General features: G+C 62.8%; 22 protein-coding genes. 13 read left to right on the top strand and 9 right to left on the bottom strand.

Features of this window, described 5'->3' with window-relative positions; genetic code table 11:
- Positions 1–8 precede the first annotated feature (8 nt).
- The 6 genes from AC0Z35_RS12650 to AC0Z35_RS12625 form a co-directional block, all read right to left on the bottom strand.
- Complete coding sequence (locus AC0Z35_RS12650; protein WP_104145406.1) at positions 9–848, bottom strand: ABC transporter permease; 840 nt, start codon at positions 846–848, stop codon at positions 9–11.
- Positions 845–1,852: an ABC transporter permease gene (locus AC0Z35_RS12645; RefSeq protein WP_162941181.1), complete on the bottom strand. Its 1,008-nt coding sequence runs from the start codon at positions 1,850–1,852 to the stop codon at positions 845–847. Before AC0Z35_RS12645 ends, AC0Z35_RS12650 begins: the two co-directional genes overlap by 4 nt.
- Before the next feature lie 102 nt (positions 1,853–1,954).
- Positions 1,955–3,529: an ABC transporter substrate-binding protein gene (locus AC0Z35_RS12640; protein ID WP_046807720.1), complete on the bottom strand. Its 1,575-nt coding sequence runs from the start codon at positions 3,527–3,529 to the stop codon at positions 1,955–1,957.
- A gap of 260 nt (positions 3,530–3,789) precedes the next feature.
- Positions 3,790–5,034 carry a Zn-dependent hydrolase gene (locus AC0Z35_RS12635; protein ID WP_046807721.1) on the bottom strand — a complete coding sequence of 415 codons (1,245 nt, stop codon included), beginning with the start codon at positions 5,032–5,034 and terminating at the stop codon, positions 3,790–3,792.
- Positions 5,031–5,774: a FadR/GntR family transcriptional regulator gene (locus tag AC0Z35_RS12630; RefSeq protein ID WP_120154692.1), complete on the bottom strand. Its 744-nt coding sequence runs from the start codon at positions 5,772–5,774 to the stop codon at positions 5,031–5,033. The genes AC0Z35_RS12635 and AC0Z35_RS12630 overlap by 4 nt, the downstream gene beginning before the upstream one ends.
- A 210-nt stretch (positions 5,775–5,984) precedes the next feature.
- Positions 5,985–6,230, bottom strand: coding sequence for a hypothetical protein (locus AC0Z35_RS12625; RefSeq protein WP_046807731.1), 246 nt, complete (start codon positions 6,228–6,230; stop codon positions 5,985–5,987).
- A 125-nt stretch (positions 6,231–6,355) separates the two neighbouring features.
- On the opposite strand from AC0Z35_RS12625, the gene hemN reads away from it, so the two are divergent.
- On the top strand, positions 6,356–7,783 hold the full coding sequence (gene hemN, locus AC0Z35_RS12620) for an oxygen-independent coproporphyrinogen III oxidase (RefSeq protein WP_485132077.1): 1,428 nt from the start codon (positions 6,356–6,358) through the stop codon (positions 7,781–7,783).
- Between the two features lie 23 nt (positions 7,784–7,806).
- On the opposite strand, the gene AC0Z35_RS12615 is transcribed toward hemN, so the two are convergent.
- A complete protein-coding gene (locus AC0Z35_RS12615; protein WP_052946146.1) occupies positions 7,807–8,547 on the bottom strand; it encodes a response regulator in 741 nt (246 codons plus the stop codon).
- A gap of 560 nt (positions 8,548–9,107) precedes the next feature.
- Between AC0Z35_RS12615 and thrS the strand changes: the two genes are divergently transcribed.
- From thrS to ptsP, 6 genes are all read left to right on the top strand, one after another.
- A complete protein-coding gene (gene thrS / locus AC0Z35_RS12610; RefSeq protein ID WP_046807724.1) occupies positions 9,108–11,060 on the top strand; it encodes a threonine--tRNA ligase in 1,953 nt (650 codons plus the stop codon).
- 20 nt (positions 11,061–11,080) lie between these two features.
- On the top strand, positions 11,081–11,635 hold the full coding sequence (gene infC / locus AC0Z35_RS12605; protein WP_081451529.1) for a translation initiation factor IF-3: 555 nt from the start codon (positions 11,081–11,083) through the stop codon (positions 11,633–11,635).
- A gap of 157 nt (positions 11,636–11,792) precedes the next feature.
- The gene (gshB, locus tag AC0Z35_RS12600; RefSeq protein ID WP_120154699.1) at positions 11,793–12,764 is read left to right on the top strand and encodes a glutathione synthase; all 972 of its coding nucleotides are present in this window, start codon (positions 11,793–11,795) and stop codon (positions 12,762–12,764) included.
- Positions 12,765–12,781: 17 nt separating this feature from the next.
- On the top strand, positions 12,782–13,183 hold the full coding sequence (locus AC0Z35_RS12595; protein WP_120154701.1) for a PTS sugar transporter subunit IIA: 402 nt from the start codon (positions 12,782–12,784) through the stop codon (positions 13,181–13,183).
- Positions 13,184–13,299: 116 nt separating this feature from the next.
- Positions 13,300–13,569, top strand: coding sequence for an HPr family phosphocarrier protein (locus AC0Z35_RS12590; RefSeq protein WP_046807727.1), 270 nt, complete (start codon positions 13,300–13,302; stop codon positions 13,567–13,569).
- Positions 13,570–13,630: 61 nt separating this feature from the next.
- Entirely contained in the window at positions 13,631–15,382 is a 1,752-nt protein-coding gene (gene ptsP, locus AC0Z35_RS12585) for a phosphoenolpyruvate--protein phosphotransferase (RefSeq protein WP_485132144.1), read from the top strand.
- 210 nt (positions 15,383–15,592) lie between these two features.
- On the opposite strand, the gene amt is transcribed toward ptsP, so the two are convergent.
- Together amt and AC0Z35_RS12575 are read right to left on the bottom strand one after the other, a co-directional pair.
- Positions 15,593–16,831: an ammonium transporter gene (gene amt, locus AC0Z35_RS12580; protein WP_046807729.1), complete on the bottom strand. Its 1,239-nt coding sequence runs from the start codon at positions 16,829–16,831 to the stop codon at positions 15,593–15,595.
- Positions 16,832–16,863: 32 nt separating this feature from the next.
- Positions 16,864–17,202, bottom strand: coding sequence for a P-II family nitrogen regulator (locus tag AC0Z35_RS12575; RefSeq protein ID WP_006218735.1), 339 nt, complete (start codon positions 17,200–17,202; stop codon positions 16,864–16,866).
- 773 nt (positions 17,203–17,975) lie between these two features.
- Between AC0Z35_RS12575 and AC0Z35_RS12570 the strand changes: the two genes are divergently transcribed.
- From AC0Z35_RS12570 to pheT, 6 genes are all read left to right on the top strand, one after another.
- Complete coding sequence (locus AC0Z35_RS12570) at positions 17,976–18,227, top strand: accessory factor UbiK family protein (RefSeq protein WP_006218738.1); 252 nt, start codon at positions 17,976–17,978, stop codon at positions 18,225–18,227.
- A gap of 389 nt (positions 18,228–18,616) precedes the next feature.
- Positions 18,617–20,149, top strand: coding sequence for a YifB family Mg chelatase-like AAA ATPase (locus AC0Z35_RS12565; RefSeq protein WP_485132076.1), 1,533 nt, complete (start codon positions 18,617–18,619; stop codon positions 20,147–20,149).
- A gap of 390 nt (positions 20,150–20,539) precedes the next feature.
- Positions 20,540–20,737, top strand: a complete 198-nt coding sequence (gene rpmI, locus AC0Z35_RS12560; protein ID WP_006218740.1) for a 50S ribosomal protein L35 — start codon at positions 20,540–20,542, stop codon at positions 20,735–20,737.
- Positions 20,738–20,752: 15 nt separating this feature from the next.
- Positions 20,753–21,112, top strand: a complete 360-nt coding sequence (rplT, locus tag AC0Z35_RS12555; RefSeq protein WP_006218741.1) for a 50S ribosomal protein L20 — start codon at positions 20,753–20,755, stop codon at positions 21,110–21,112.
- 77 nt (positions 21,113–21,189) lie between these two features.
- Positions 21,190–22,212 carry a phenylalanine--tRNA ligase subunit alpha gene (gene pheS, locus AC0Z35_RS12550; protein WP_006218742.1) on the top strand — a complete coding sequence of 341 codons (1,023 nt, stop codon included), beginning with the start codon at positions 21,190–21,192 and terminating at the stop codon, positions 22,210–22,212.
- A gap of 13 nt (positions 22,213–22,225) precedes the next feature.
- On the top strand, positions 22,226–24,643 hold the full coding sequence (pheT, locus tag AC0Z35_RS12545; protein ID WP_485132075.1) for a phenylalanine--tRNA ligase subunit beta: 2,418 nt from the start codon (positions 22,226–22,228) through the stop codon (positions 24,641–24,643).

The following is a 24,643-nucleotide window of genomic DNA, read 5'->3' as shown; positions in this document are numbered from 1 at the left end:
TTGGCCTCCTATTCGCCGCGCTTGCGCAGTTGGGGGTTCAGGGCGTCGTTCAAGCCTTCGCCGATCAGGTTGATGGCCAGTACCGTCAACAGGATGGCCACGCCGGGCCACACACTCATCCACCACGCTTCGCGGATCATCGTGCGCGCCGCGCCGATCATGAAGCCCCAGCTCATCAGGTTGCGGTCGCCCAGGCCCAGGAACGACAAGGACGATTCTGTCAGGATGGCGGTGGCCACCATGAACGAGGCCGACACGATGATGGGCGACATGGCGTTGGGCAGGATCTGCGTGCTGACGATGCGCGCCGGCGTCTGGCCAATGACGATGGCCGCCTGGACGAATTCGCGCTGCTTGAGCGTCATGAATTCAGAGCGCACCAGCCGCGCAGCGGGCGGCCAGGACACGACGGCGATCGCACCCATGATGGAATAGACCGATGGGCTCAGGATGGCGACCAGCACCACGGCCATGGCCAGCTGCGGAATGGTCTGGAAGAACTCGGTGAAGCGCATCAGCGCGTCGTCCACGCGGCCACCGCAGTAGCCGGCCACCGAGCCGACCAGAATGCCGAACAGCAATGCCACCGCCGTCGACAGCAGGCCCACCATCAGGGACACCCGCGCGCCCCACACCAGGCCGGCGGTGATGTCGCGGCCCAGCATGTCGGTGCCGAACGGGAAGTCGGCGTTGGTGAACGGCGGAATCAGCGGGTCGGCCACCATCATCCAGGGGGATTCTTGATACAGCAGCGGCGCGGCCAGCGCCACAATGACGACGACCAGCATGATGGCAAGACCGGCCACCGCGCCGTAGTTGCGCATATAACGTCGGGCAAAAGCTTTCATGCGGCGGCTCCTTGCTGCGCGCCCGCGGCGATACGCGGATCAATCAGGCGGTACAACACATCGGTCAGCAGGTTGAACACCACCACCATGATGGAGGTGACCAGGAAGATGCCCAGCAGCAGTTGATAGTCGCGCTGAAGCAGGGCGTCGAACATCAGGCGCCCGATGCCCGGCCAGGCAAACACGGTTTCGGTCAGCACCGCGCCGCCCGCCATCTGGCCCAGTTGAATGCCGGCGAACGTAATGACGGGCAGCAGTGCGTTGCGCAGCACGTGCACGCGGATCACGCGGCTGGGGCTCACGCCCTTGGCGCGCGCCGTTTTCACGAAGTCCATGCCGATCACTTCCAGCATCGACGCCCGCGTCAGCCGCACGTACACGGCCATGAAGAAGCAACCCAGGGTGACGGTGGGCAGGATCAGGTGTTGGGCGATGTCCGAGGCGCGCGCCCAGCCGGTCAGGCCCGAGCCCACGGTTTCCATGCCGAATGCGGGCAGCCAGCCCAGCACGACGGAGAACAGCAAAATGCCCATCAGCGACAGCCAGAACAGCGGCGTGGCGTACAGCAGCAGCGCGCCGGTCATCACCGAACTGTCGATCCAGCGGCGCTTGTTGCGGTAACGCGCCTTGGCCGCAACCACGCCCAGGAAGACACCCAGCACGATGGAAAACAAAAAGGCGCAGGACATCAGCAGGAACGTGGCGGGCAGGCGCTCAACGATCAAGTCCAGCACGGGGACGTGGTTGCGGTACGAAAAGCCCAGGTCCAGCTGGACCACGCCCTTCAGGTACAGCATCAGCTGCGTCAGGATGGGTTTGTCCAGGCCGAAAGCCACGCGCAGCTGGTCGACATAGGCGGCATCGCCCGCGCCGGCCTGGCCCGCCAGCACGGCAGCCGGGTCGCCGGGCGCCAGCCGGATCAGAAAGAAATTGATGATGACCACGCCCAGCACGACCACCAGGGCCTTGCCGACGCGGGACAAGAAAAAGGAAAGGAATTTCATGCTTGGGATGTCCTCTCGGGCTGAACGCGGGCGGCCAGTGGCGTGCCCATGCGCTGCCGGGATCCGCCGCCGCAAGGGCTTTGCGGCGGCGTCTTGCTGCGTTTACTTTTCGATGTAGACGTCGTCGAACGATTCGTTCAACCCGATCGCGGTCTTGACCAGGTTCTTCACGTTGGCGCGGTACAGGGTCGGGAATTCCATATCCACCAGGTAGCCGTTGGCCACGTCATTGACGAGCGTGGTTTGCAGCTTGGTGTAGATTTCCTGGCGCTTGGCCGGATCAACCTCGGAGGCGGCGGCTTCCCATTGCTTGTCGGTCTCGGGGTTGCTGTAGCCCTGCACGTTGGCAAACGGCGAACCCTTGACGATGTTCGACGAGATATACAGCCGCTGCACGCCCAGCGCGGGGTCGCCGTACTGGTAGGTGAACGTGGTGGTCAGGTCGAAGTCCCAATTGCCCGTGCGGCTGGCCCAGCCGCCCGCGTCGGTGGATTCCACATTGACCTTGAAGCCCAGTTGTTCCAGCGCCTGCTTGGTGTATTCGCCCAGGCGATCCCACGTGGAACCGTACGGAAAGCTCAGTTGGCGAATCGTGTAGTCCTCGGGCTTGATGCCCGATTCCTTGATCAGCGCGCGAGCCTTCTTCATGTCGAACGGCATCGCCGGCATGTTCTTGTCGTAGAACATCTCGGTCGTCACGAAGGGGCTGGTGGACACCTTGCCCAGGCCGAAGAAAATATTGTTGACCACCATGTTGCGGTTCATCGCGGCCATGATGGCCTGACGCACCTTCAGGTTGTCGAACGGGGGCTTGCGCATGTTGAAGATCAGGTAAGCCTGCGGCGAGAACATTTCCCAGCCGGCTGTGGTGTATTCCACCTTGGGCAGGGCACGCAGGCGCTTGATGTCGACGTTGTCCACGTCACCGCCACGCAGCACGTCCACGCTGCCGCGTTCGAACGCGACCGCGCGCGAGGCCGCGTCGGGAATCACGTTGAACACCAGTTCATCCAGATACGGCTTGCCCGGCTTCCAATAATCGGGGTTGCGCGTCAGCTTGATGTATTCACCGCGCTTCCATTCCTTGAACATGAACGGGCCGGTGCCCACGGGCTTCTGGTTGGCCGGGTTGGTCATGAAGTCCGTGCCGGCGTACAGATGCTTGGGCATCATGGGCGCAAAGCCAGGTTCGAACATCAGCATGAAAGCGGGGAAGGGCGTCTTCAGCTTGATCACCACCGTTTTCGCGTCCGGGGCAGTCACCGAATCGACAAACTTGTTCAAGATGACGCGGGCGCGCGCATGCGTCTTGGGCAGCATCTCGGAAAGCGAGAACACCACGTCTTCCGAGGTGAACGGCTTGCCGTCATGCCACTTGACGTTGTCTTGCAGGTGGAACGTATAGGTCAGCCCGTCGGCCGCCGCTTCCCACGATTTGGCCAGGCCGGGCTGCGGCTTCAGGTCGGTGGAATAGGTCAGCAGGCTTTCGTAGATCTTGCCCGCGACAAATTGCGTGGGGCCTTGCTGGTTGATGGCCGTGACGATCACGGGCGGCTCGGGCTGCACGATCATGTTCAGCGTGCCGCCTTTGGTCTGCGCCAAGGCTTGCGTGGCGGGTAGCGCGGCCGCAAGGACCAATGCGCCGATGCTTAGGGAGAACCATTTCTTCGATTTCACTGCGAGCCTCCGGGCTGGAAAGGGACTGACAGGTGACCGCCGCTGCGCGGCGGATGCCGTGCTTTGACAAGCAAACCTTGTGCCACCTGGGTTTATCAGGGGTACTACAGGTAAAGCCGCTACCGCCATGCTTCGTACAGGTGCTGGGTAAGGCAGGCCGCGCACCAATGCGGCGAAATCGGCGGTGCACGCGCGGCGAGCCGAAAGACGTGGTGACGTCGGCATCGGCCGCGCGGCGATCCGCGAGGAAACAGTTGCCGCTATCTTGCGGCGTTGGCCCGCGCCACCATGGCGTCAAGCAGGACGTTGCAGCCGGCTTCCAGATGCTCGGGTTGCGCGTCCTCAATTTCGTTGTGGCTGATGCCGTCTTTGCAGGGCACGAAGATCATGGCGGTGGGCGCCACCGCGGCCATGTAGACGGCGTCGTGCCCCGCGCCCGTCACGATGTTCATCGCCGGCAGGCCGCGACTGGCGGCGCCTTGCCGGACCTTGTCCACCAGGTCGGTATCAAAGGGCGTGGGGCGGAAATACTGCACGTCTTTCAAGTCCACCTGCACGCCATGGGCCACGGCGATGTCATCGCAAGCCCGGCGCCATTGCTGGTCCATGCGCGTCAACGTGGCTTCGTCTTCGTGGCGCAGGTCGGCGGTAAAGCGCACCTGGCCAGGGATGACGTTGCGCGATCCCGGGTGCGCGTGGATCTCGCCCACGGTGCCACGCCCGTGCGGCTGGTGCGCGTTAGCGATGTTGATGACGGTCTGCACCAGAAAACTGGCGGCAAAGAGCGCGTCGCGGCGAATCGCCATCGGTGTGGGGCCCGCGTGCATTTCCATGCCGGTCACCGTGATGTCGTACCAGCGCAGGCCCAGCGACCCGGTCACGACGCCGATGGTCTTTTCCTCGTGTTCAAGAATCGGGCCCTGTTCGATATGGGCCTCGAAGTAGGCGTCCACCGGGCGCCCGCCTACCGGGTCCGTGCCCGCGTATCCGATCGCGGCCAGCTCATCGCGTACCGAGATGCCTTGCGCGTCGCGGGCCGACAGCGCGGTTTCCAATGGGAACTTGCCGGCGAATACGCCGGACCCCATCATCACGGGCACAAAGCGCGAGCCTTCCTCGTTGGTCCAGATCGCCACTTCCAGCGGCGCTTCCGTCTGGACGCCGGCGTCGTTCAATGTGCGCATGACTTCCAGGCCGGCCAGCACGCCGTAGCAGCCGTCGAACTTGCCGCCCGTGGGTTGGGTATCGATGTGGCTGCCGGTCATGACGGGCGGCAGGTCGTTATTGCGGCCGGCGCGGCGCGCAAAGATGTTGCCCACCTGGTCCACCCGCACCGTCATGCCGGCATCGCGCATCCAGCCAGTGACAAGGTCGCGGCCCTGGCCGTCCAGCGCGGTCAGCGCCAATCGACAGTTGCCGCCTTTTGGCGTGGCGCCGATGCGCGCAAGGTCCATCAGCGACTGCCACAGGCGTTGGCCGTTGATGGACAGGGAAGACGTAGTCATGGGTTGCCTCGATGATCGGTAAGGGGATCGAAGTCTTCGCGCAGGCGCGCCAGGATGCCAAGCAGGTGCGTGTGCATGGCGTGGCGCGCGCGAATCGGGTCTCGCGCCGTGATGGCGTTCAGGATGCGTTGATGCTCGGCATGGGCGGCGACCCACGCTTGCGTCGTGACGAAATAGTCCTGCATGCGGCTATACAGCGAACTGGACTGGCTTAGATTCCACAGATGCGCCACGGCTGACGCCAGCGCCGCGTTGCCGCAGGCCGCGCCGATGGCGCTGTGGAACGCGCGGTCATGGCGGCCGGGCGAGTCGGTCAGCGACATGGCGGCATGGGCATCGCGGATGCCGGCAATCTGTGCGGGCGTGGCCTGGTGCGCGGCCAGCGCCGCGCATTCCGGTTCGATCAGCATGCGCGCTTCAAGAAGGTCGAATGGCCCGATGTCGTCCTGTTCGGCCAAGGCCGGCGCGCCCATGGCGGCCGTTGCGGGAAACGCGGCGCCGTCCGGCGAGGTCGTGACGAACACCCCGGTGCCGACGCGAACTTCGACGTAGCCTTCGATTTCCAGCGCAATCAGTGCTTCGCGGATCGAGGCCCGACTCACTTGCAGTTGTTCGGCCAGCTCGCGCTCGGAAGGCAGGCGCGCGCCGCGCAGGAAATCACCCGCCCGGATGCGGCCGGCGATCTGGTCGGCAATCATGCGATACAAGCGGGTGGCGGCGACGGCCTGAAAGGTGCTCATCGTGGCGTGGAGTTGTCATGGCCTGGTGGTCAGGCCACCAATATAGGCACGCCGCCTTTGAAATAGAAGGGGAAATTTACGTTTTCAGGGAAAACGATCAGAGGGAATCTACGTCTTCCTATCCGGTGGTCAGGCCAGTTAGGCGACGTTAGTGTCTGGCCTGAAGCGGGCGTTGGCGTTGCGCCAGCGCCGCTTGCTTGCATGCCCGGTTTAGGGCTCGTTCGTGAACGCGCGGACCAGGCGCGCGATGCCGTCCAGTTCGTCCTGGGCGCCCTCTACCCATTCGGGCTTTTCAAAGGGGCTGTCGGACGGGGCGTTGTCCATGCCGGCCTTCAGGTCGTTAAGCAGTTCCAGCGCCATGTCGGTAGCTTGCGGGCTGCTGCGGGTGGATAGGGCGATGGCAATTGCCACCGCCTGGCGCATGGCCAACAGGCGGCCGTCCAGTTCAGTGCCCATGAGGTGTCCTTGTTGTGCAACGTAAAAGCCGCATTTTACGGGCGTGACCCGGCGCCCGCCCAAGACGCCGCCGGGTTTGCGCCAGATCAAGTTGCGGTGACCCGCAAGGGCGAATAATCCAGGCTATGCAAGCCGCCCTAAGCCCCGTCGTTTCATCGCCCGCGCCTGCCGCCGCCGAACCGTTCTTTCCCCCTCGATTGTTGGCGAGGCTGGACAAGAACGGGCCACGCTACACCTCGTATCCCACCGCCGACCGCTATCACGGCAATTTCGGCGAGCAGGACTATCGCAACGCGCTGCGGCAGCGTCGCGCCAACGCCGCGACCGAGCCGCTGTCGCTATATGTGCACATCCCGTTCTGCGATTCGGTCTGCTATTACTGCGCGTGCAACAAGGTGGTCACGCGTCATCACGACCGTGCGGTGCGCTACCTGGAAGCGCTGGCGCAAGAGATCGCCTTGCACGTGAAGGAGCTTGGCCCGGGCGTGCCGGTGTCGCAACTGCACTTTGGTGGCGGAACGCCTACGTTTCTGTCCGATGCGGAGCTCACCCGTTTGATGCAGGACCTGAGATCGGCATTCCGGTTCGAGAACGATGCCGAAATTTCGATCGAAGTCGATCCTCGCACGGCTACGCCCCAGCGCCTGGCGCACCTTCGGCAGTTGGGCTTTAACCGCCTGAGCTTCGGCGTGCAGGATTTTGACGAGCGGGTGCAAAAGGCGGTGCATCGGGTGCAGTCTTTTGACGACGTGCGGGCGCTGATGCAAAGCGCGCGCGCCCTGGGCTACGACTCGGTCAACATGGACCTGATCTACGGGTTGCCGTTGCAGACCACGGAATCGTTCGCGCGCACGATCAAACAGGTGGTGGCGTTGCGACCCGACCGCATTGCGCTGTACGCCTACGCGCACCTGCCCGAGCGCTTCAAGCCCCAGCGCCGCATCCATGAAGCGGACCTGCCCAACCGCGAGACCCGGGTGGGCTTGCTTGGCGCGGCCATCGACGGCTTTCTGCAGCAGGGCTACACGTACATCGGCATGGACCATTTCGCGCTGAACACCGACGCGTTGGCCATCGCCAAGCAGCGTGGTCAGCTGCACCGGAATTTCCAGGGCTATAGCACCCAGCCCGACCGGGATCTGGTCGCCCTGGGCGTGTCCGCCATCGGCCGCATCGGCAACACGTACAGCCAGAACGCAAAAGTGCTGGACGCCTATTACGGCGCGGTCGAATCCGGCCATTTCGCGGTGGAACGCGGGCTCAGCCTGTCCAGCGACGACCTGGTGCGGCGGGAAGTCATCATGGACATCATGTGCCAGGGCCGGGTGGACTTTGCCGCCGTCGAGGCGCGCCACGGCCTGCGCTTTGGCGACTACTTCAGCCGCGAACTGCTGCAAATGGCGAACCTGGCCGAATTGGGCCTGGTCAATCTGCGCGCGGGCGAAGTAGAGGTTACCGGGCTGGGCTGGTACTTCGTGCGCGCGGTCGCCATGGCGTTTGACGGCTACCTGGGCAGCGCCGGCAGCGGCGCCAGCTATTCCCGCATCATCTGACGCGGCGCGTGCGCGGGGCGGCTTCATTCCGCGAATTTCTCGCGCAGGTATAGAGCCAGCGATAGATCGTCGGCCAGTTGCAGCTTTTGCATCGCCCGCCGCTTATGGGTGCTGATCGTCTTTTTGCTGCGCGACAGGCGCGCGGCTATCTGCGTGACGGACAGGCCCTGGCTGATATGGCGCAGGATCTCGATTTCGGATGTGGTCAGCATCGCGTGGGGGTGGTCGGGCAGCACGGGGCGAACCTTGCCGTCCTGCACGGACAGAAAGGTCTTCTTGTTGTTGAGTACGGCTCGAATGATTTCGGGCAGCAACACCATTCCCCATTGCTTGGCCAAATAGCCGTTGGCGCCGGCGCGATACGCGGCGTATTGCGTTTCCTGCCGGTTGCCCGCCGAAAACGTGATGAGCGCCAGGGCAGGGTAGTGCCGCCGCAGCCGCCGCAGGAAATTGACGCCGTCCCAGGGTTCCTGGGGCAGATAAAAATCCACCAGCGCTACATCACAGGGCGTATGACGCAGCTTCTCAAGCATTTCGCGCGCCGATGTCTCTCGGTGCAGCACCCGGAAGCCGGGGCGGCTTTCAAGATATGCACCCACGCCTAGGGCGACGACGGGGTGATCGTCCAGTATCGCCACCTTGATAACCGACGGCAGCCGCGACAGCAGCATATGCCTGCGTCCGCTTGAGCGCACGCCTTCGCCGCAGCGTGGCGGGTTGGAAATAGAGGCTGCTTTGGTCACACGTATTGGGACAGCTTTCATCGATGCTCCACAAGCCGGTAGCGCGAACCGCGTCGCGCTTTTCTCGGCCAGAGTTGAAGTCCGGAGCACGCTCCGCGCCTGGTCATAAATTTGCGATGGAAGGTTACGTTTTCGAAAGCCTGTCCGGACGGGAATCACCCGAATATCGGACCTTTGCACCCTGGAACGAGCATTCAATCAGCCGCAAGACTGGGCATATTCGCTTGACTGGCGCCCGGAAAAGGCGCAAAGGGTGCTACAATCGACACATTAATTTCGGTCGATCCGTTGGTTGCTGGGGTGCCCCCGGCCCGGTCTTGGTTGGTATCGATCGCGCAACCTTGCAACGCGCCGTCCTGGCGCGTTTGAACAGGCTCAGAATCATGCTTTTCCTGCTGGCACGAACTACGACCCGGAACTTTCGCCCTATGTCGCGTTAGTTTTTCGTGCGTCGGGTTTCACCGTGTCAGGTCAGCGGTAAGACTCAGCAAGACAACCAGAAAACGCGGCTATCAGGCCGCGTTTTTCGTTTTCGTTCATTGATTTTTTTCTCGTTCCAAGAACCCCAGGAAGCACTCCCGATGGTACAGATCACATTGCCCGATGGTTCGCAACGCCAATATCCGGGGCCGGTCACGGTCGCCGAAGTGGCTCAGTCGATCGGTACGGGCCTGGCCAAGGCCGCCTTGGGCGGCCGCGTGACGTTTGAAGGCGAGTCGTCCAAGCTGGTCGACACAAGCTATCGCATCGAAGGCGATGCGCGCCTGGCAATCGTGACCGCCAAGGACGCCGATGGTCTGGATCTGATCCGGCACTCGACGGCCCACTTGCTGGCCTATGCCGTGAAGGAGCTGTTTCCGGACGCTCAGGTCACCATCGGTCCCGTGATCGACAACGGCTTCTACTACGACTTCTCGTACAAGCGCCCGTTCACGCCCGAAGACTTGGTCGCCATCGAAAAGAAGATGGCCGAGCTCGCCAAGAAAGACGAGGTAGTCACGCGCGAAGAATGGTCGCGCGATGATGCCGTTGAATTCTTCAAGGGTATCGGCGAAAAGTACAAGGCCGAGATCATCGCGTCGATCCCGTCCAACGAGCCCCTGAGCCTGTATCGCGAAGGCGATTTCATCGACCTGTGCCGCGGCCCCCACGTGCCGTCCACCGGCAAGCTGAAGGTGTTCAAGCTGATGAAGGTGGCCGGCGCCTATTGGCGCGGCGACAGCAAGAACGAGATGCTTCAGCGCATCTATGGCACGGCCTGGGCCACCAAGGAAGAACAGGAAGCCTACCTGCACATGCTGGAAGAGGCCGAGCGCCGCGATCACCGCAAGATCGGCCGCGAACTTGACCTGTTCCACTTCCAGGATGAAGCGCCGGGCCTGATTTTCTGGCATCCCAAGGGCTGGGCGTTGTGGCAGCAGGTCGAGCAATACATGCGCGCCGTCTACAACAACAACGGCTACCAGGAAGTCAAGGCGCCGCAGATCCTTGATATTTCGCTGTGGAAGAAGACGGGCCACTGGGACAACTATCGTGAAAACATGTTCACGACCGAGTCCGAGAACCGCGTCTATGGCCTGAAGCCGATGAACTGCCCGGGCCACGTGCAGATCTTCAACGCCGGCCTGCATTCCTATCGCGAACTGCCGCTGCGCTATGGCGAATTCGGCCAGTGCCACCGCAACGAACCCTCGGGTTCGCTGCACGGCATGATGCGCGTGCGCGGGTTCACGCAGGATGACGGCCACATCTTCTGTACCGAAGATCAGCTGCAAGACGAATGCGCCGACTTCACGGCCCTGCTACAGAAGGTCTATCGCGATTTCGGCTTTACCGAAGTGCTGTACAAGGTCGCCACGCGTCCTGAAAAGCGCATCGGCTCGGACGAAGTCTGGGATACGGCCGAGCAGGCGTTGATGGAAAGCCTGCGCCGCACGGGTTGCGAATTCGAGATTTCCCCGGGGGAAGGCGCGTTTTACGGTCCCAAGGTGGAATACACCCTGAAAGACGCCATCGGGCGCCACTGGCAATGCGGTACCATTCAGGTCGACTTCTCCATGCCCGTGCGCCTTGGCGCCGAGTATGTCGACCAAAACGACCAGCGTCGTCCGCCGGTCATGCTGCACCGTGCCATCCTGGGTTCGCTCGAGCGTTTCATCGGCATGCTGATCGAAAACCATGCCGGCGCGATGCCGCCCTGGCTGGCCCCGGTGCAAGCCGTTGTATGCTGCATTTCTGAACCTTCGGCCGATTATGCGGCTGAAATAACACAAAGCCTGAAAAAACAAGGCTTTAGAGTAGAGTCCGATTTGCGTGGTGAAAAAATCACTCGTAAAATCCGGGAGCACAGCCTGCAAAAGGTGCCGTACATTCTTGTCGTCGGCGACAAGGAAAAACAAAACGGCACCGTAGCCGTCCGCGGTCTGGGTGGATTGGACCTTGGCGCCATCGCATACGACGAATTCGTCGCGCGATTGTCCGAGGATGTTTCTGCCCGTCGCGACGTCAATCAACCTGATAGCAGTGCTGCTTAACATTTCTAGGAGCTTTCAACATCGCCACTGAAAAAGCCAATCGCATCAACGGTGAAATCCGCGTCCCCGAGGTGCGCCTGATAGGTCTGGACGGAGAACAGCTGGGCATCGTCAAGATCGCCGACGCGTTCCGTCTTTCCGAGCAAAGCGACGTGGATCTGGTGGAAATCGCGCCGAACGCCGAGCCGCCGGTCTGCCGTTTGATGGACTACGGTAAGTTCAAGTACCAAGAGCAGAAGCGCCAAGCTGAAGCTCGTTCCAAGCAGAAGGTCATCCAGGTCAAGGAAGTCAAATTCCGTCCGGCCACCGACGAGGGCGACTACCAAGTCAAGCTGCGCAACCTGCGCCGCTTCCTCGAAGAGGGCGACAAGGCCAAGGTGACCCTGCGCTTCCGTGGCCGCGAAATGGCTCACCAGGAACTGGGTATGCGTGTGCTTGAACGTGTGCGTGACGATCTGCTGGAACTTGCCCAGGTCGAAGCCATGCCGAAGCTCGAAGGCCGTCAGATGGTCATGGTGCTGGCGCCCAAGAAGAAGGCCGTGCCCGCTGCGGGCAAGCCTGAATCTGCCGCGTAAGTTCCAGCCATAGCCTTTGCAAGAAGGCTTGGCCGCTTCCCATCCGACCCGCCGTCCGTCACGTGACCGGCGGGTTCGCTTATTGGGCGGCTCTGCGCTACGATGTCATAAAGCCGCCTTCCCGCCAGGGAAGGCGGCGTACGTTCAGGGTGTCGCGATGCATGTTTTGTTCGTTTTGGATCCCTTGCCGCTTCTCAAGGCGTACAAGGACAGTTCGGTTGCCATGATGCGTGCCCTCGTGGCGCGCGGCCACACGCTTAGCGTGGCCATGCAGGGCGATCTCTACATCGAGGCCGGCACGGTCAAGGCCGTTACCACGCCGATCGCGCTGGTCGCGGATGCCGACTTGCACGGCCACGACTGGTGGACCGAGTCCCCCGCACAAGATCTGCCGCTGGCCGATTTTGGCGCCGTCGTGATGCGCAAAGACCCTCCTTTCGACATGGAATACGTGTATTCGACGCATCTGCTCGAATACGCCGAAGCGCAGGGCGCCCGCGTGTTCAACAGCGGCGCGGCCATTCGCAACCATCCCGAAAAGCTGGCCATCACCGAAATCAGCGAGTTCACCGCCCCGACGCTGGTGACGCGCAACATGGCTCGCCTGAAGGCGTTTCACGATACGCACCACGACGTGATCGTCAAACCGCTTGACGGCATGGGTGGCACGGGCGTGTTCCGCCTGCAACCCAAAGACCCCAACCTGAACGCCATCCTGGAAACGCTGACCGACAACGGCGCGCGCACCATCATGGCTCAGCGCTACATCCCTGACATCGTCAAGGGTGACAAGCGCATCCTGCTCATCGGCGGTGAGCCGGTGCCGTATTCGCTGGCGCGCATTCCGCTGGCCGGTGAAACGCGCGGCAATCTGGCCGCCGGCGGCCGTGGCGTGGCGCAGGAATTGTCGCCGCGCGATCGCGAAATCGCCGAAGCCGTCGCCCCCAAGCTTGCCGCTCGCGGCCTGCTGCTGGTCGGCTTGGACGTCATTGGCGATTACGTCACCGAAGTCAACGTCACCAGCCCCACCTGTTTCGTCGAGATTGCCGAACAGACTGGCTTCGATGTCGCGGGCATGTTCGTCCAGGCGCTTGAAAAAGCCGTGGCGAATACTGCCCCGGCAGCCTGATCTTTCTGGAATCCGTCATGACCACGGGTATTGTTATCGTCGTGCACGCGCCTTTGGGCGCGGCGATGCGCGAATGCGCCAGCCACGTCATGGGCGACCTTGACGGCATGCTGGCCATTCACGACATCCTGCCCGAGGACCGGCCCGATGAGCAGGCACCGGCCGTCCTGAAAGATATTCTTGAACAGGATCACGGCGCCGGTGTGCTGGTGCTGACGGACCTGATCGGCGCCACCCCCGCCAATATCTCCAAGCGCGCCGTGGCCGATGCCCAGGCGCAGGGCATTCAGTGCTGTGTCCTGGCCGGCCTGAATACCCCCATGCTGCTGCGCGCCTTGACCTATCGCAATCTGCCGCTTGCCGATACGCGCGAAAAGGCCTTGGCCGGCGGCGTGCAGGGTGTCTTGCGTGTAGACTGACGGGCAGGAATTTGCCCTATTATGTCGGCTGGTATTTCCGGTCGAAATGCGGTTGACGGTTTGCCTCTTTGCTGCGATCAACACTGCGGCGTTAATCCGCGGTCATAATATTTCCTATGCCTACTAAAGACATCGTCATCAGCAATAAATTGGGTTTGCATGCGCGGGCCGCCGCCAAGCTGACGCAACTGGCCAGCAAGTTCTCCAGCGAGATCTTCATCTCGCGTGGCGCGCAACGCGTGAACGCCAAAAGCATCATGGGCGTCATGATGCTGGCGGCCGGGCTTGGCGTGACGGTCAAACTGGAGGCTTCCGGCAATGACGCCGATCAAGCCCTTTCCGAAATCGAAACTCTGTTCGACAGCAAATTCGGTGAGCAGGAATAGAACACCCCCTGAATCCGCCGGCCCTGGCGTTGCCGAGGCCGGCCCGTCTACGACCCTGAACATCGCCCACGACGGGGCTGGCCGCGCCAGCCCCGTCGTTTGTCTTTATGGCAAAGGCGTTGCCAAGGGATATGCCATCGGCCGCGCGGTCGTCATGGGCGCCGCGGCGCTGGAAGTGGCGCACTACCGGATATCACCCGAAGATGTGCCCGCCGAAAGCAGCCGCCTGACCGAGGCCCTGGCATCGGCGCAACAAGAGCTTCGGCTATTGGCCGACACCTTGCCCGCCGACGCGCCGCGCGAGCTGGGCGCCATGCTCAACGTGCACAGCCTGCTCTTGGGTGACCCCTTGCTGGCCGAGCAAACGCTGGGCCTGATCGCCGAACGTCACTACAACGCCGAGTGGGCGCTGACCACGCAAGGCCAGATGCTGGGCCAGCAGTTCGACGCCATGGAAGACGAGTACCTGCGCGAGCGTGGGGCCGACGTACGCCAGGTCATCGAGCGCGTGCTGCATGTGCTTGCCGGCACGTCCGCCATCCTGCCCGACATGTCCCACATGGGCGGCGACGATGCGCTGGTGGTCGTGGCTCACGACATTTCTCCGGCGGACATGCTGCGCTTGCGCGGCGGCCGCTTCGCCGCTTTCGTGACCGATCTGGGCGGCCCCACGTCGCATACCGCCATCGTGGCGCGCAGCATGGGCGTGCCGGCCGTGGTTGCCATGGGCAACGTACGCGAGCTGGTACGCGATGGCGACATGCTCATCATCGACGGCGCGGCGGGCGCGGTGGTGGTCAATCCGTCTGACCGCATTCTTCAGGAATACCGCCGCCGCCAGACCGTGTACGCCGATGAACGCGCAGAGCTGGGCCTGTTGCGCGACGAGCCTTCCGTGACGCTGGATGGCATCGACATCGTCCTGCACGCCAATATCGAACTGCCGGAAGAGGCCGCGCTGGCGCTGGCGTCCGGCGCGCACGGCATCGGCCTGTTCCGCAGCGAATTCCTGTTCATGGGCCGGCCGGACCTGCCCGGCGAAGAAGAGCAATACGAAGCCTATTCATCAGTGGTCAAGGTCATGGCCGGCAGGCCCGTCACGATCCGCACGCTGGACATCGGGTCGGACAAGACGCTGGACGGCGAAGCCACCGTGGCTACGAATCCCGCGCTGGGCCAGCGCGCAATCCGCTACTGCCTGGCGCGTCCGGAAATGTTCGCCACGCAGCTGCGCGCCATCTTGCGGGCATCGGCGCACGGCCCGGTTCGGTTGCTGATCCCCATGATTGCGCACATGCACGAAGTGGTGGCCACCAAGGCTGCCATCGAGGCGGCGCGCCGCGAGCTTGATGCGCGTGGGCAGGCGTATGCGCCGCACATGGAAGTGGGGGCAATGGTGGAAGTGCCCGCCATCGCAATCGCCATCGAGCCCTTCGCGCAGGCCCTGGATTTCCTGTCTATCGGCACCAACGACCTGATCCAGTACACGTTGGCCATTGACCGCGGCGACCATGATGTTGCCGCGCTGTACGACCCGCTGCATCCCGCCGTGCTGCGCCTGGTGGCCAATACCATCAACGCGGGCGAGCGCGCCGGCAAGCCGGTAGCGGTGTGCGGCGAAATGGCGGGCGATTCACGCATGACACGCCTGTTGCTGGGCCTGGGCCTGACGGAATTTTCCATGCACCCGCAGCAGTTGCTGGACGTCAAGCGCGAGGTGCGGCGCGCGCATTCGAACGCCTTGCGGATCAAAGTGGCCACCGCGCTCAACCGCGCTTTGCCTGTCGACCTGGACGCGCTGGACCCGGCCTGAAACGACCGGGGTTGGCCGAATTTGCCGGTATTAGCCTGTATTGGCCTGTATTGGCCATTCCGAACCTGCCAGACGCTGAACGCCCCTGAACGGGGCGTTTTTCTTTGCCTTTGCATCCGGAGTCACCAATGAAAAACGGCGTCGGGGGCAGCCCCCGACGCCGTTTCTGGCAAGCCCTGCGGCAGTCAAGCCGCAGGCCTGCAAACCGCTTTAGCTGTGATAAGCCGATTCGCCGTGGCTGGTGACGTCCAGACCTTCGCGTTCCTGATCTTCCGGCACACGCAGGCCGCACAGGGCGTTGGCGATCTTGTAGGCAATCCACGCCACCACACCGGACCAGACGATGGTCAGCAGCACGCCTTCCAGCTGCACCCACAGTTGGTGGGCGATCATGCCGGGTTCGGCCAGACCGGGGCCACCGAGGACCTGGGCATTGAACACGCCGGTCAGCAAGGCGCCGACGATACCGCCCACACCGTGCACGCCGAACACATCCAGCGCGTCATCGGCACGCAGCAAACGCTTCAGGCCATTCACACCCCAGACGCAGACGATGCCGGCGATCACGCCGATGATCAGTGCGCCCACCGGGCCGACCAGGCCGGCTGCCGGCGTGATGCCCACCAGACCCGCGATCGCGCCGGACGCAGCGCCCAGCATCGACGGCTTGCCCTTGACGGCCCATTCCGTGAACAACCAAGCCAGAACGGCACCGGCAGTTGCGATCATCGTGTTGAAGAAGGCCAGCGTGGCGTTCTCGTTGGCGGCCAGCGCCGAACCCGCGTTGAAGCCGAACCAGCCCACCCACAGCAGGGCGGCGCCCACGAAGGTCATCGGCAGGTTGTGCGGTTGCATCGCTTCGCGGCCGTAGCCCACGCGCTTACCCACCACATAAGCACCCACCAGGCCGGCCACACCGGCGTTGATGTGCACCACGGTGCCGCCGGCAAAGTCCAGTGCGCCCTTGGCGTTCAGCAGGCCGGGCGCCGTTTCGGACGCGAACCACACCATGTGGGCGATCGGCACGTAGGCAAACGTAAACCAGATCACCGTGAACACCAGCACGGCCGAAAAGCGGGCGCGCTCGGCAAAGCTGCCCACGATCAGCGCGCAAGTGATGCCGGCGAACGTGGCCTGGAACGAGGCGAACAGCAGCTCGGTCAGGGTGTTCGACATGGCGTACTTGCCGTCAGCCGGTGTGAACATGCCAGAGAAGAAGGCGCGCGACAGGCCGCCGAAGAATGCATTGCCTTCGGTGAAGGCAAGCGAATAACCGTAGATGAACCAGAGAACCAGGCCCAACACGAACGTGCACAACACTTGCAGCAACACAGACAGCACGTTCTTGCTGCGTACCAGGCCGCCATAGAACATCGCCAGACCGGGTACGGCCATCATCAATACGAGCAGGGTAGAGACGAGCAACCAGGAGATATCTGCTTTATCCATTTTCAGGCTCCAATGAGTCTTTCTTTATTTATTTACAGCGCAGCTTCGCCAGCTTCACCTGTGCGGATACGGATCACCTGTTCCAGCGGGGCGGCAAAGATCTTGCCGTCACCGATCTTGCCGGTACGAGCGGCTTGCTCGATCGCCTCGATGACCTGGTCCACAAGGTGATCGGGCACGGCGGCTTCGACACGCAGCTTGGGCAGAAAGTCCACGGCGTATTCCGCGCCGCGATACAGCTCGGTATGGCCCTTTTGACGGCCAAAACCCTTTACTTCGGTAACAGTCAGGCCCTGGACGCCGATCCCGGATAGAGCCACCCGCACTTCGTCGAGCTTGAAGGGCTTGATGATGGCGATGATGAGTTTCATGGCATTTCCTCTCATGGTTGCACGTTGGCTCCGACTATCAAGCAATATCCATGCCATGTTTCCTGGCGCGTGGAATGCGGGCTGCACGCGCGCATGTTGTGCCTGTGCGCACCAATCTGGGGCGTTATGCACCACGGAGCGGCCTCAATATGGTGCGTGATGCGCGCCATTGGGTGCATGCAACGAAATATGTTTCAAAAGCGGCATTTGTAGCCAGTTGATGCCGTGGCCGTTGCGGTTTGTATTGCCGTTTTCTTCGGTGCCCGGTCTGCCCGGTCGGTATGACCCGGCCGCGGAGCGTTGCGGCGCAACGGTGACCCGGGTTTCAAGGCCGCCGTGTTCGGTAATCGGGCGGCCATTCAATCCTCCAAATGGAGGATTCCCTTGATACCAGGGATTACAGGCGTCGGCTTGTTGCCGGGGGACGGGTGAAGAAGAATCAAGACAGCTCCGGCCGAGGCAAGCGTCAACCAGTAAGCGTCAAGCAGCCTCTAGGCGGCCAAATCGCTGTGGGCTGCCGTTGCTGGCACGACGCAGCTAGCGGCGCAATGCAAGCAGTCGTCGGATTTATATGCGCGATCGGCAAACCAGATGGGTTGCCTGTAACGATGTTGGTAGGGGGTTGCCGCCATGGCAGCCCGGTTTTCTCCTGTGCTTTGATGGGCGGTCACCGCATGCGGCCCGCCCTTTTTTTTGGCGCGAGCTGGCGGGGCGTGGCTGCGCCAGCTCGGCAAGGCACTACACTTGAGGCATCAAGAACCAGAGAGGCCGCTATGAATAATCGCACCCAGTGGATGGAAGACATCCAGAAAAATATTTCTGACCTGATTGCCCGCAGCCCGGCTGCGGATGTGGAGCGCAATGTGCGCGCGATGATGACGCAGGCGTTCTCGAAGCTGGACTTGGTCACGCGCGAAGAATTCGACGTACAAGCCGATTTGCTGGCGCGTACGCGCGCCCGCGTGGACCAGCTTGCCGCACAGGTACAACAGATGGAATCGCGCTTGTCCGCGTTGGATAAGTGATGTGCCGTCAGGGGCTAACCGTTAGCAGCTAGCCGCTCGCCGTGAGCCGCTCACCGTGAGCCGCTCGGCAGTCCCCGTCACAAAGCAAATCAAAACGACCGCACCGTGCGGTCGTTTTGCTTTTGGGGAACGGGGAAGGAGGGGCACGCGCAAGCGATCTCGGAGAAGTGATCGGGGCCGGGCGATCGGGGGCAGGGGCGGGGTCAGAGGAGGGGGGAACAGGAACGGGGAACAGGAACGGGGAACAGGAGCGGGGGACAAGGAACGGGGGACAAGGAACGGGGGACAAGGAACGGGGGGCAAGGAACAAGGGACATCATTGTCCCGCTCGGCCCATCGCGCCGGACGGAATTGCCGATACTGACGGTCTTGTATTCACGGAGACTGTCTTGACGCTTGCCGTACTTGCCAGCCGCGCGCTCAGTGGCATGCACGCGCACGCTGTTCGGGTCGAGACCCATTTGGGCCCCGGCCTGCCCAGCTTCAACGTCGTGGGGCTTGCGGACACCGAAGTGCGCGAAAGCCGTGAACGCGTGCGTGCCGCGATATTGAACAGCGGGTTTGATTTCCCGCCCGGCCGCATCACTGTCAATTTGTCGCCGGCCGACATCCCCAAGGAATCAGGTCGCTTTGATCTGCCTATCGCGTTAGGCCTGCTGCTGGCTTCCGGTCAGCTATCCGCGCCCGTTGCGGGCCAAGGGGAGGGGCAGCCAAGGGGGCCTGATCCCTCTTTGGTTGATCTGGTGTTCGCCGGCGAACTATCCCTGACCGGCGCGCTGGTGCCCGTTGCCGCACCGTTGGTTATTGCCTTGAGCGTGGCGCGGGATGCACCCGGCGCCACGCTGATACTGCCGGCGGGCAGCGCTGAAGAGGCCGCATGGGTGCCGGACCTGCGCGTTTTGTCCGCGCGCAGCCTGGCCGATGTCGCCGCGCACGCAGCCGGCTCGCATCACCTTGCCGACGCCGTCCCCAAGGCATGGCCACAGGCGCCACCCGGGCCGTGCCTGTCGGATGTCCGGGGGCAGGCGGGTGCAAGGCGGGCGCTGGAAGTGGCGGCGGCGGGCGGCCATAGCCTGCTGATGGTGGGTCCGCCGGGCGCCGGTAAAAGCATGCTGGCGTCGCGTTTGCCGGGCTTGCTGCCGCCGCTGGATCGATCCCAGGCGTTGGAAGCGGCCGCCGTCTCCGCCTTGGCGGGCTTGCCGCAAACGTTGATGGGCCAGCCGCCGTTTCGCGCACCCCACCATTCCGCCTCGGTCGCCGCCTTGGTGGGCGGGGGCAGCCGGCCCCGCCCCGGCGAGATCAGCCTGGCGCACAATGGCGTGCTGTTCCTGGACGAACTGCCCGAGTACAGCCGGCGCACCCTGGAAGCCTTGCGCGAGCCCTTGGAGGCGGGCAGGGTGGTTATCGCCCGGGCGTTACACGCGGCGCAATTTCCGGCGCGTTTTCAATTGATCGCGGCAATGAATCCCTGCCCCTGCGGATGGCGCGGGCACCCGGTGCGGGCCTGTGTATGCAAACCGGACCAGATTGCGCGCTATGTGGGCAAGATATCGGGGCCACTACTGGATCGGATCGACCTGCACGTGGCACTGCCACCCTCTGACCCCGAATCAATGGCGGGCCCGCCTGGCGAAGCCTCCGGGCACGTGCTTGAACGGGTCACGCGCTGCCGACAGCGGCAGCACGACCGTCAGGGCAAGCTGAACGCCGCGTTGAGCGGCGCCGAGCTGGATCAGCACTGTGTGATGCAGGCGGATGCGCAGGCGCTGCTGTTTCAAGCCATGCGGCGTTTGTCGGGTTCCGGGCGGGCGCTGCACCGGGCGCTGCGCGTTGCCCGCACGATCGCCGATCTTGAAGGTGCCGAGGCGCTGGCTGCCAGTCATGTTGCCCAGGCGGTTCAGTACCGCCGGCCGGGTTTGTAGGGTTCCTTGGAAGCCGGCTGTGCGTCCACCTGGGGTTTTTCCGCATTCCGGCTCGACAACACCAAGGAAATCACCATATAATCAAAGGCTTTCCCGGATCTGGCGTGCTTTTTAGCGGCAGACGTTCCAGGAAAGAAGTAGCAGCAAAGAAGTAGCAGCAAAGAGATAAGCCAAGCTGGCCGCGCTGAAAATCAATAGGCGTTTGCCGGTAGTAGTACAGCAATATCTCGGCAGTACCTCAGCACTACCCAGCAGTACCCCCCAAGAAGTGGCAACAGGTTTACAAGTTTTGCCGTTGTGTCGGTACCAGCCTTCGGGCTGCCAGCCACCAGCGCCCAAGCACCTCGCGTCATGTCAAATCAACAACGAGTTTAAGTTTAGGGAATCATCATGCCCAAGATGAAAACCAAGAAAAGCGCCTCCAAGCGCTTTAAGGTTCGCGGCAGCGGCTCCATCAAGCGCGGTCAGGCGTTCAAGCGCCACATTCTGACCAAGAAGACCACGAAGGCCAAGCGTCAATTGCGCGGCTCGACGGCCGTTCATGAATCCAACGTGGCCTCCGTCAAGGCCATGATGCCTTTCGCTTGATAAGGGAGACTTAATATGCCTCGCGTCAAACGCGGCGTAACTGCCCGCGCACGTCACAAAAAAGTCATTGCCGCCGCCAAGGGTTACCGTGGCCGCCGCGGTAATGTGTTCCGTATTGCCAAGCAAGCAGTCATGCGCGCTGGCCAATACGCCTACCGCGACCGTCGTAACAAGAAGCGCACGTTCCGTGCTCTGTGGATCACGCGTATCAACGCTGCTGTCCGCGAACATGGCGTCAGCTACAGCGTGTTCATCGCTGGTCTGAAGAAGGCTTCGATTGAACTGGATCGTAAGGTCCTGGCCGATCTGGCCGTGCGCGACAAGGCCGGCTTTGCCGCCATCGTGCAGCAAGCCAAGGCTGCCTTGGCTGCCTGATCGCGCGCTTTAACTCATCGCGCATCGCTGCAAACGGGGCTGTAATAGCCCCGTTTGCGTTTTGAAGGCTGGATTTCATGACTCTATTGGTTGACGACCTGGTCTCCCAGGCGCAAGAACGGTTCGCCGCGGCTACGGATGCCGCCGCGCTCGAGAACGCAAAGGCTCGATTCCTGGGTAAGGAAGGCGCACTGACGGTGCTGCTCAAGGGTCTGGGCAAGCTCGATCCCGAGCAGAAGCGCGAGATGGGCGCCCGTATCAATCAGGCCAAGCAACAAGTCGAAGAGCTCCTGAATTCGCGCCGCGCTGCATTGGCGCAGGCGGAACTGGACGCCCGACTGGCTTCTGAAACCATTGACGTCACCCTGCCGGGCCGCGGTCGCGCGCCGGGGGGCATCCATCCGGTGATCCGGACCTGGGAACGTGTGGAAGCTATCTTCCGTTCCATTGGCTTCGACGTGGCCGACGGCCCCGAAGTGGAAAACGACTGGACCAATTTCACCGCATTGAACAACCCGCTGGACCATCCGGCGCGTTCCATGCAGGACACGTTCTACGTCGACATGAACGACGCCGACGGCCTGCCGCTGCTGCTGCGCACGCACACCAGCCCCATGCAGGTGCGTTATGCCCGCATGCACAAGCCGCCCATCAAGGTGATTGCACCCGGGCGCACCTATCGCGTCGACAGCGACGCCACGCACTCGCCCATGTTCCACCAAGTGGAAGGGCTCTGGATCGCCGAGGACATCTCGTTTGCCGACCTGAAGGGCGTGTACACCGATTTCCTGCGTTGCTTCTTTGAAAGCGATGATCTTGTCGTGCGCTTCCGCCCGTCGTTCTTCCCGTTCACGGAGCCGTCCGCCGAAATCGACATGATGTTCACCTCGGGTCCCAACCGTGGTCGCTGGCTGGAAATTTCCGGCTCGGGCCAGGTGCACCCCGAAGTGGTGCGCAACTTCGGCCTTGATCCCGAGCGCTACATCGGCTTTGCCTTTGGTTCCGGCCTTGAGCGCCTGACGATGTTGCGCTACGGCGTCAACGACCTGCGCCAGTTCTACGAAGGCGATTTGCGCTTCTTGCGCCAGTTCAACGAATAACAGACGGCTGATCATGCAATTTCCCGAATCCTGGCTGCGTACGCTGGTCAACCCTCCCATCGCAACCGACGAACTCGCGCACCGCCTCACCATGGCCGGCCTGGAAGTCGAAGAGACGGCGCCTGCCGCCCCGGCCTTTACCGGCGTGGTCGTGGGTCACATCGTCGATATCGCTCCGCATCCCGACGCCGACAAGCTGCGCGTGTGCCAAGTGGACGATGGCTCCGGCGAACGCCTGCAAATCGTGTGCGGCGCGCCGAACGCGGCTGCCGGCCTGAAGGTGCCATTGGCACGCGTGGGCGCTGAACTGCCTGGCGGCATGAAGATCGGCGTGGCGAAAATGCGCGGCGTCCAATCGTCGGGCATGTTGTGCTCGGCCCGCGAACTGGGCTTGTCGCAAGACCACGCAGGCTTGTTGGAACTGCCCGCCGACATGGTGCCCGGTCAGTCCATCCGCGAAGCGCTGGACCTGGACGACACGCTCTTCACGCTCAAGCTCACGCCTAACCGCGCCGACTGCCTGTCGATACTTGGCGTGGCGCGCGAAGTGGCTGCGCTGACGGGCGCACCGTTGTCGGTTCCCACGGCCGTTGCCGTGCCCGTGCAGCTTGAAGATCGTCTGCCCGTCAAGATCGAAGCTCCCGACCTGTGCGGCCGTTTTGCCGGCCGCGTTATTCGTGGCGTGAATGCTCGCGCCGCAACGCCAGACTGGATGAAGACGCGCCTTGAGCGCGCCGGCCAGCGTTCGTTGTCGGCATTGGTCGACATCTCGAACTATGTCATGCTTGAGTTGGGCCGCCCGTCACACGTGTTCGATCTGGACAAGATCGGTGGCGATATCTCCGTGCGCTGGGCGCGCGAAGGCGAGACGCTGGAACTGCTGAACGGCCAGACCATCACGCTGGATCCGAAGGTCGGCGTGGTGGTGGCAGGCGATCAGGTGGAAAGCCTGGCCGGCATCATGGGTGGTGAAGCCACGTCCGTAACGCTGGACACGCAGAACGTCTATCTGGAAGCCGCGTTCTGGTGGCCGCAGGCCATTGCGGGTCGCGCGCGCCGCTACAAGTTCAGCTCGGAAGCCAGCCATCGCTTCGAGCGCGGCGTGGACTACGCCAGCATTCCCGAACACATCGAATTCATTACGCGCTTGATCGTCGACATCTGCGGCGGCCAGGTCGGCCCGCTGGATGACCAGATCGTCAACCTGCCTACGCGCGCGCCTGTCCGCATGCGCCTGGCGCGCTGCCATCGCGTGCTTGGCGTGCCCGTCACGCAAGAGCAGGTCGCCAAGATTTTCGCCAGCCTGGGTCTGGAGTTCACGGTCGAAGGCGATGACTTCATCGTCAGCCCGCCGTCGTACCGCTTCGACCTTGAAATCGAAGAAGACCTGATCGAGGAAGTGGCTCGCATCTACGGCTTCGAGAGCATTCCCGATGTGCCGCCGATGGCGCGCGCCAAGATGTTCTCGCAGCCCGAAGTGCATCGTGGCGCGCATGCGCTGCGTCGCCTGACGGCCGCCCAGGATTACCAGGAAGTCGTGAACTACAGCTTCGTTGAAGCCGATTGGGAACGCGACTACGCCGGCAACGACACGCCGGTTCGCCTGGTGAATCCTATTGCCAGCCATTTGTCGGTCATGCGTTCCAGCCTGATTGGTGGCTTGGTCGCCAACATCCGCCACAACGCCAACCGCAAGCAGTCGCGCGTTCGCGTGTTCGAACTGGGTCGCGTCTTCATGCGCGACGCCAGCGCACAAGATGGTCCGCTGGAAGTTGCGGGCGTGCGCCAACCGATGCGCTTGTCGGGCGCTGCCTGGGGCCCGGCCGTTGAAGAGCAGTGGGGCTTGGCCACGCGCCAAGTCGATTTCTTTGACGTGAAGATGGACGTCGAGGCATTGTTTGGCGCCCGCGGTCGTCGTCTGCGATTCGAAGCTGCGTCGCATCCCGCGCTGCATCCGGGCCGCAGCGCCCGCATCGAGCTCGATGGCAAGCAAGTGGGCTGGGTCGGCGAACTGCACCCGCGTTGGGCGCAGCAGGCAGATTTGGCGCACGCGCCCGTCGTGTTCGAACTTGACGTTCAAGCCTTGTCCGAAGGCGAGTTGCCTCAAGTGCGCGAGCTCTCGCGCCAGCCCGTGGTCGTGCGCGACCTGGCGCTGTGGGTGGACGCTTCGGTGTCTACGCAATCGATGCTGGACACGGTGTTTGCCGCGGTCAAGGCGGATGCGCAACTGGCAGTTGTGCAGGACGCGCGCGTGTTTGACGTGTGGCGCGAGAAGGCCCATGGCAGCGAGCCCGTCACGGAGAAAAGCCTTGCTTTCCGTTTCTGGCTACAGGACACTGAGGTCACCCTGGACGAAGCCCGTGTGGCGGATTGCCTGTCCCGCATCAAGGATGCATTGGTCGGCGCCCACGGCGCGCGCCAGCGTACATGA

This window comes from Achromobacter sp. 1L-A-4-B-C2 (assembly GCF_057291955.1).
This window is presented reverse-complemented; position numbering and strand designations above follow the sequence as displayed.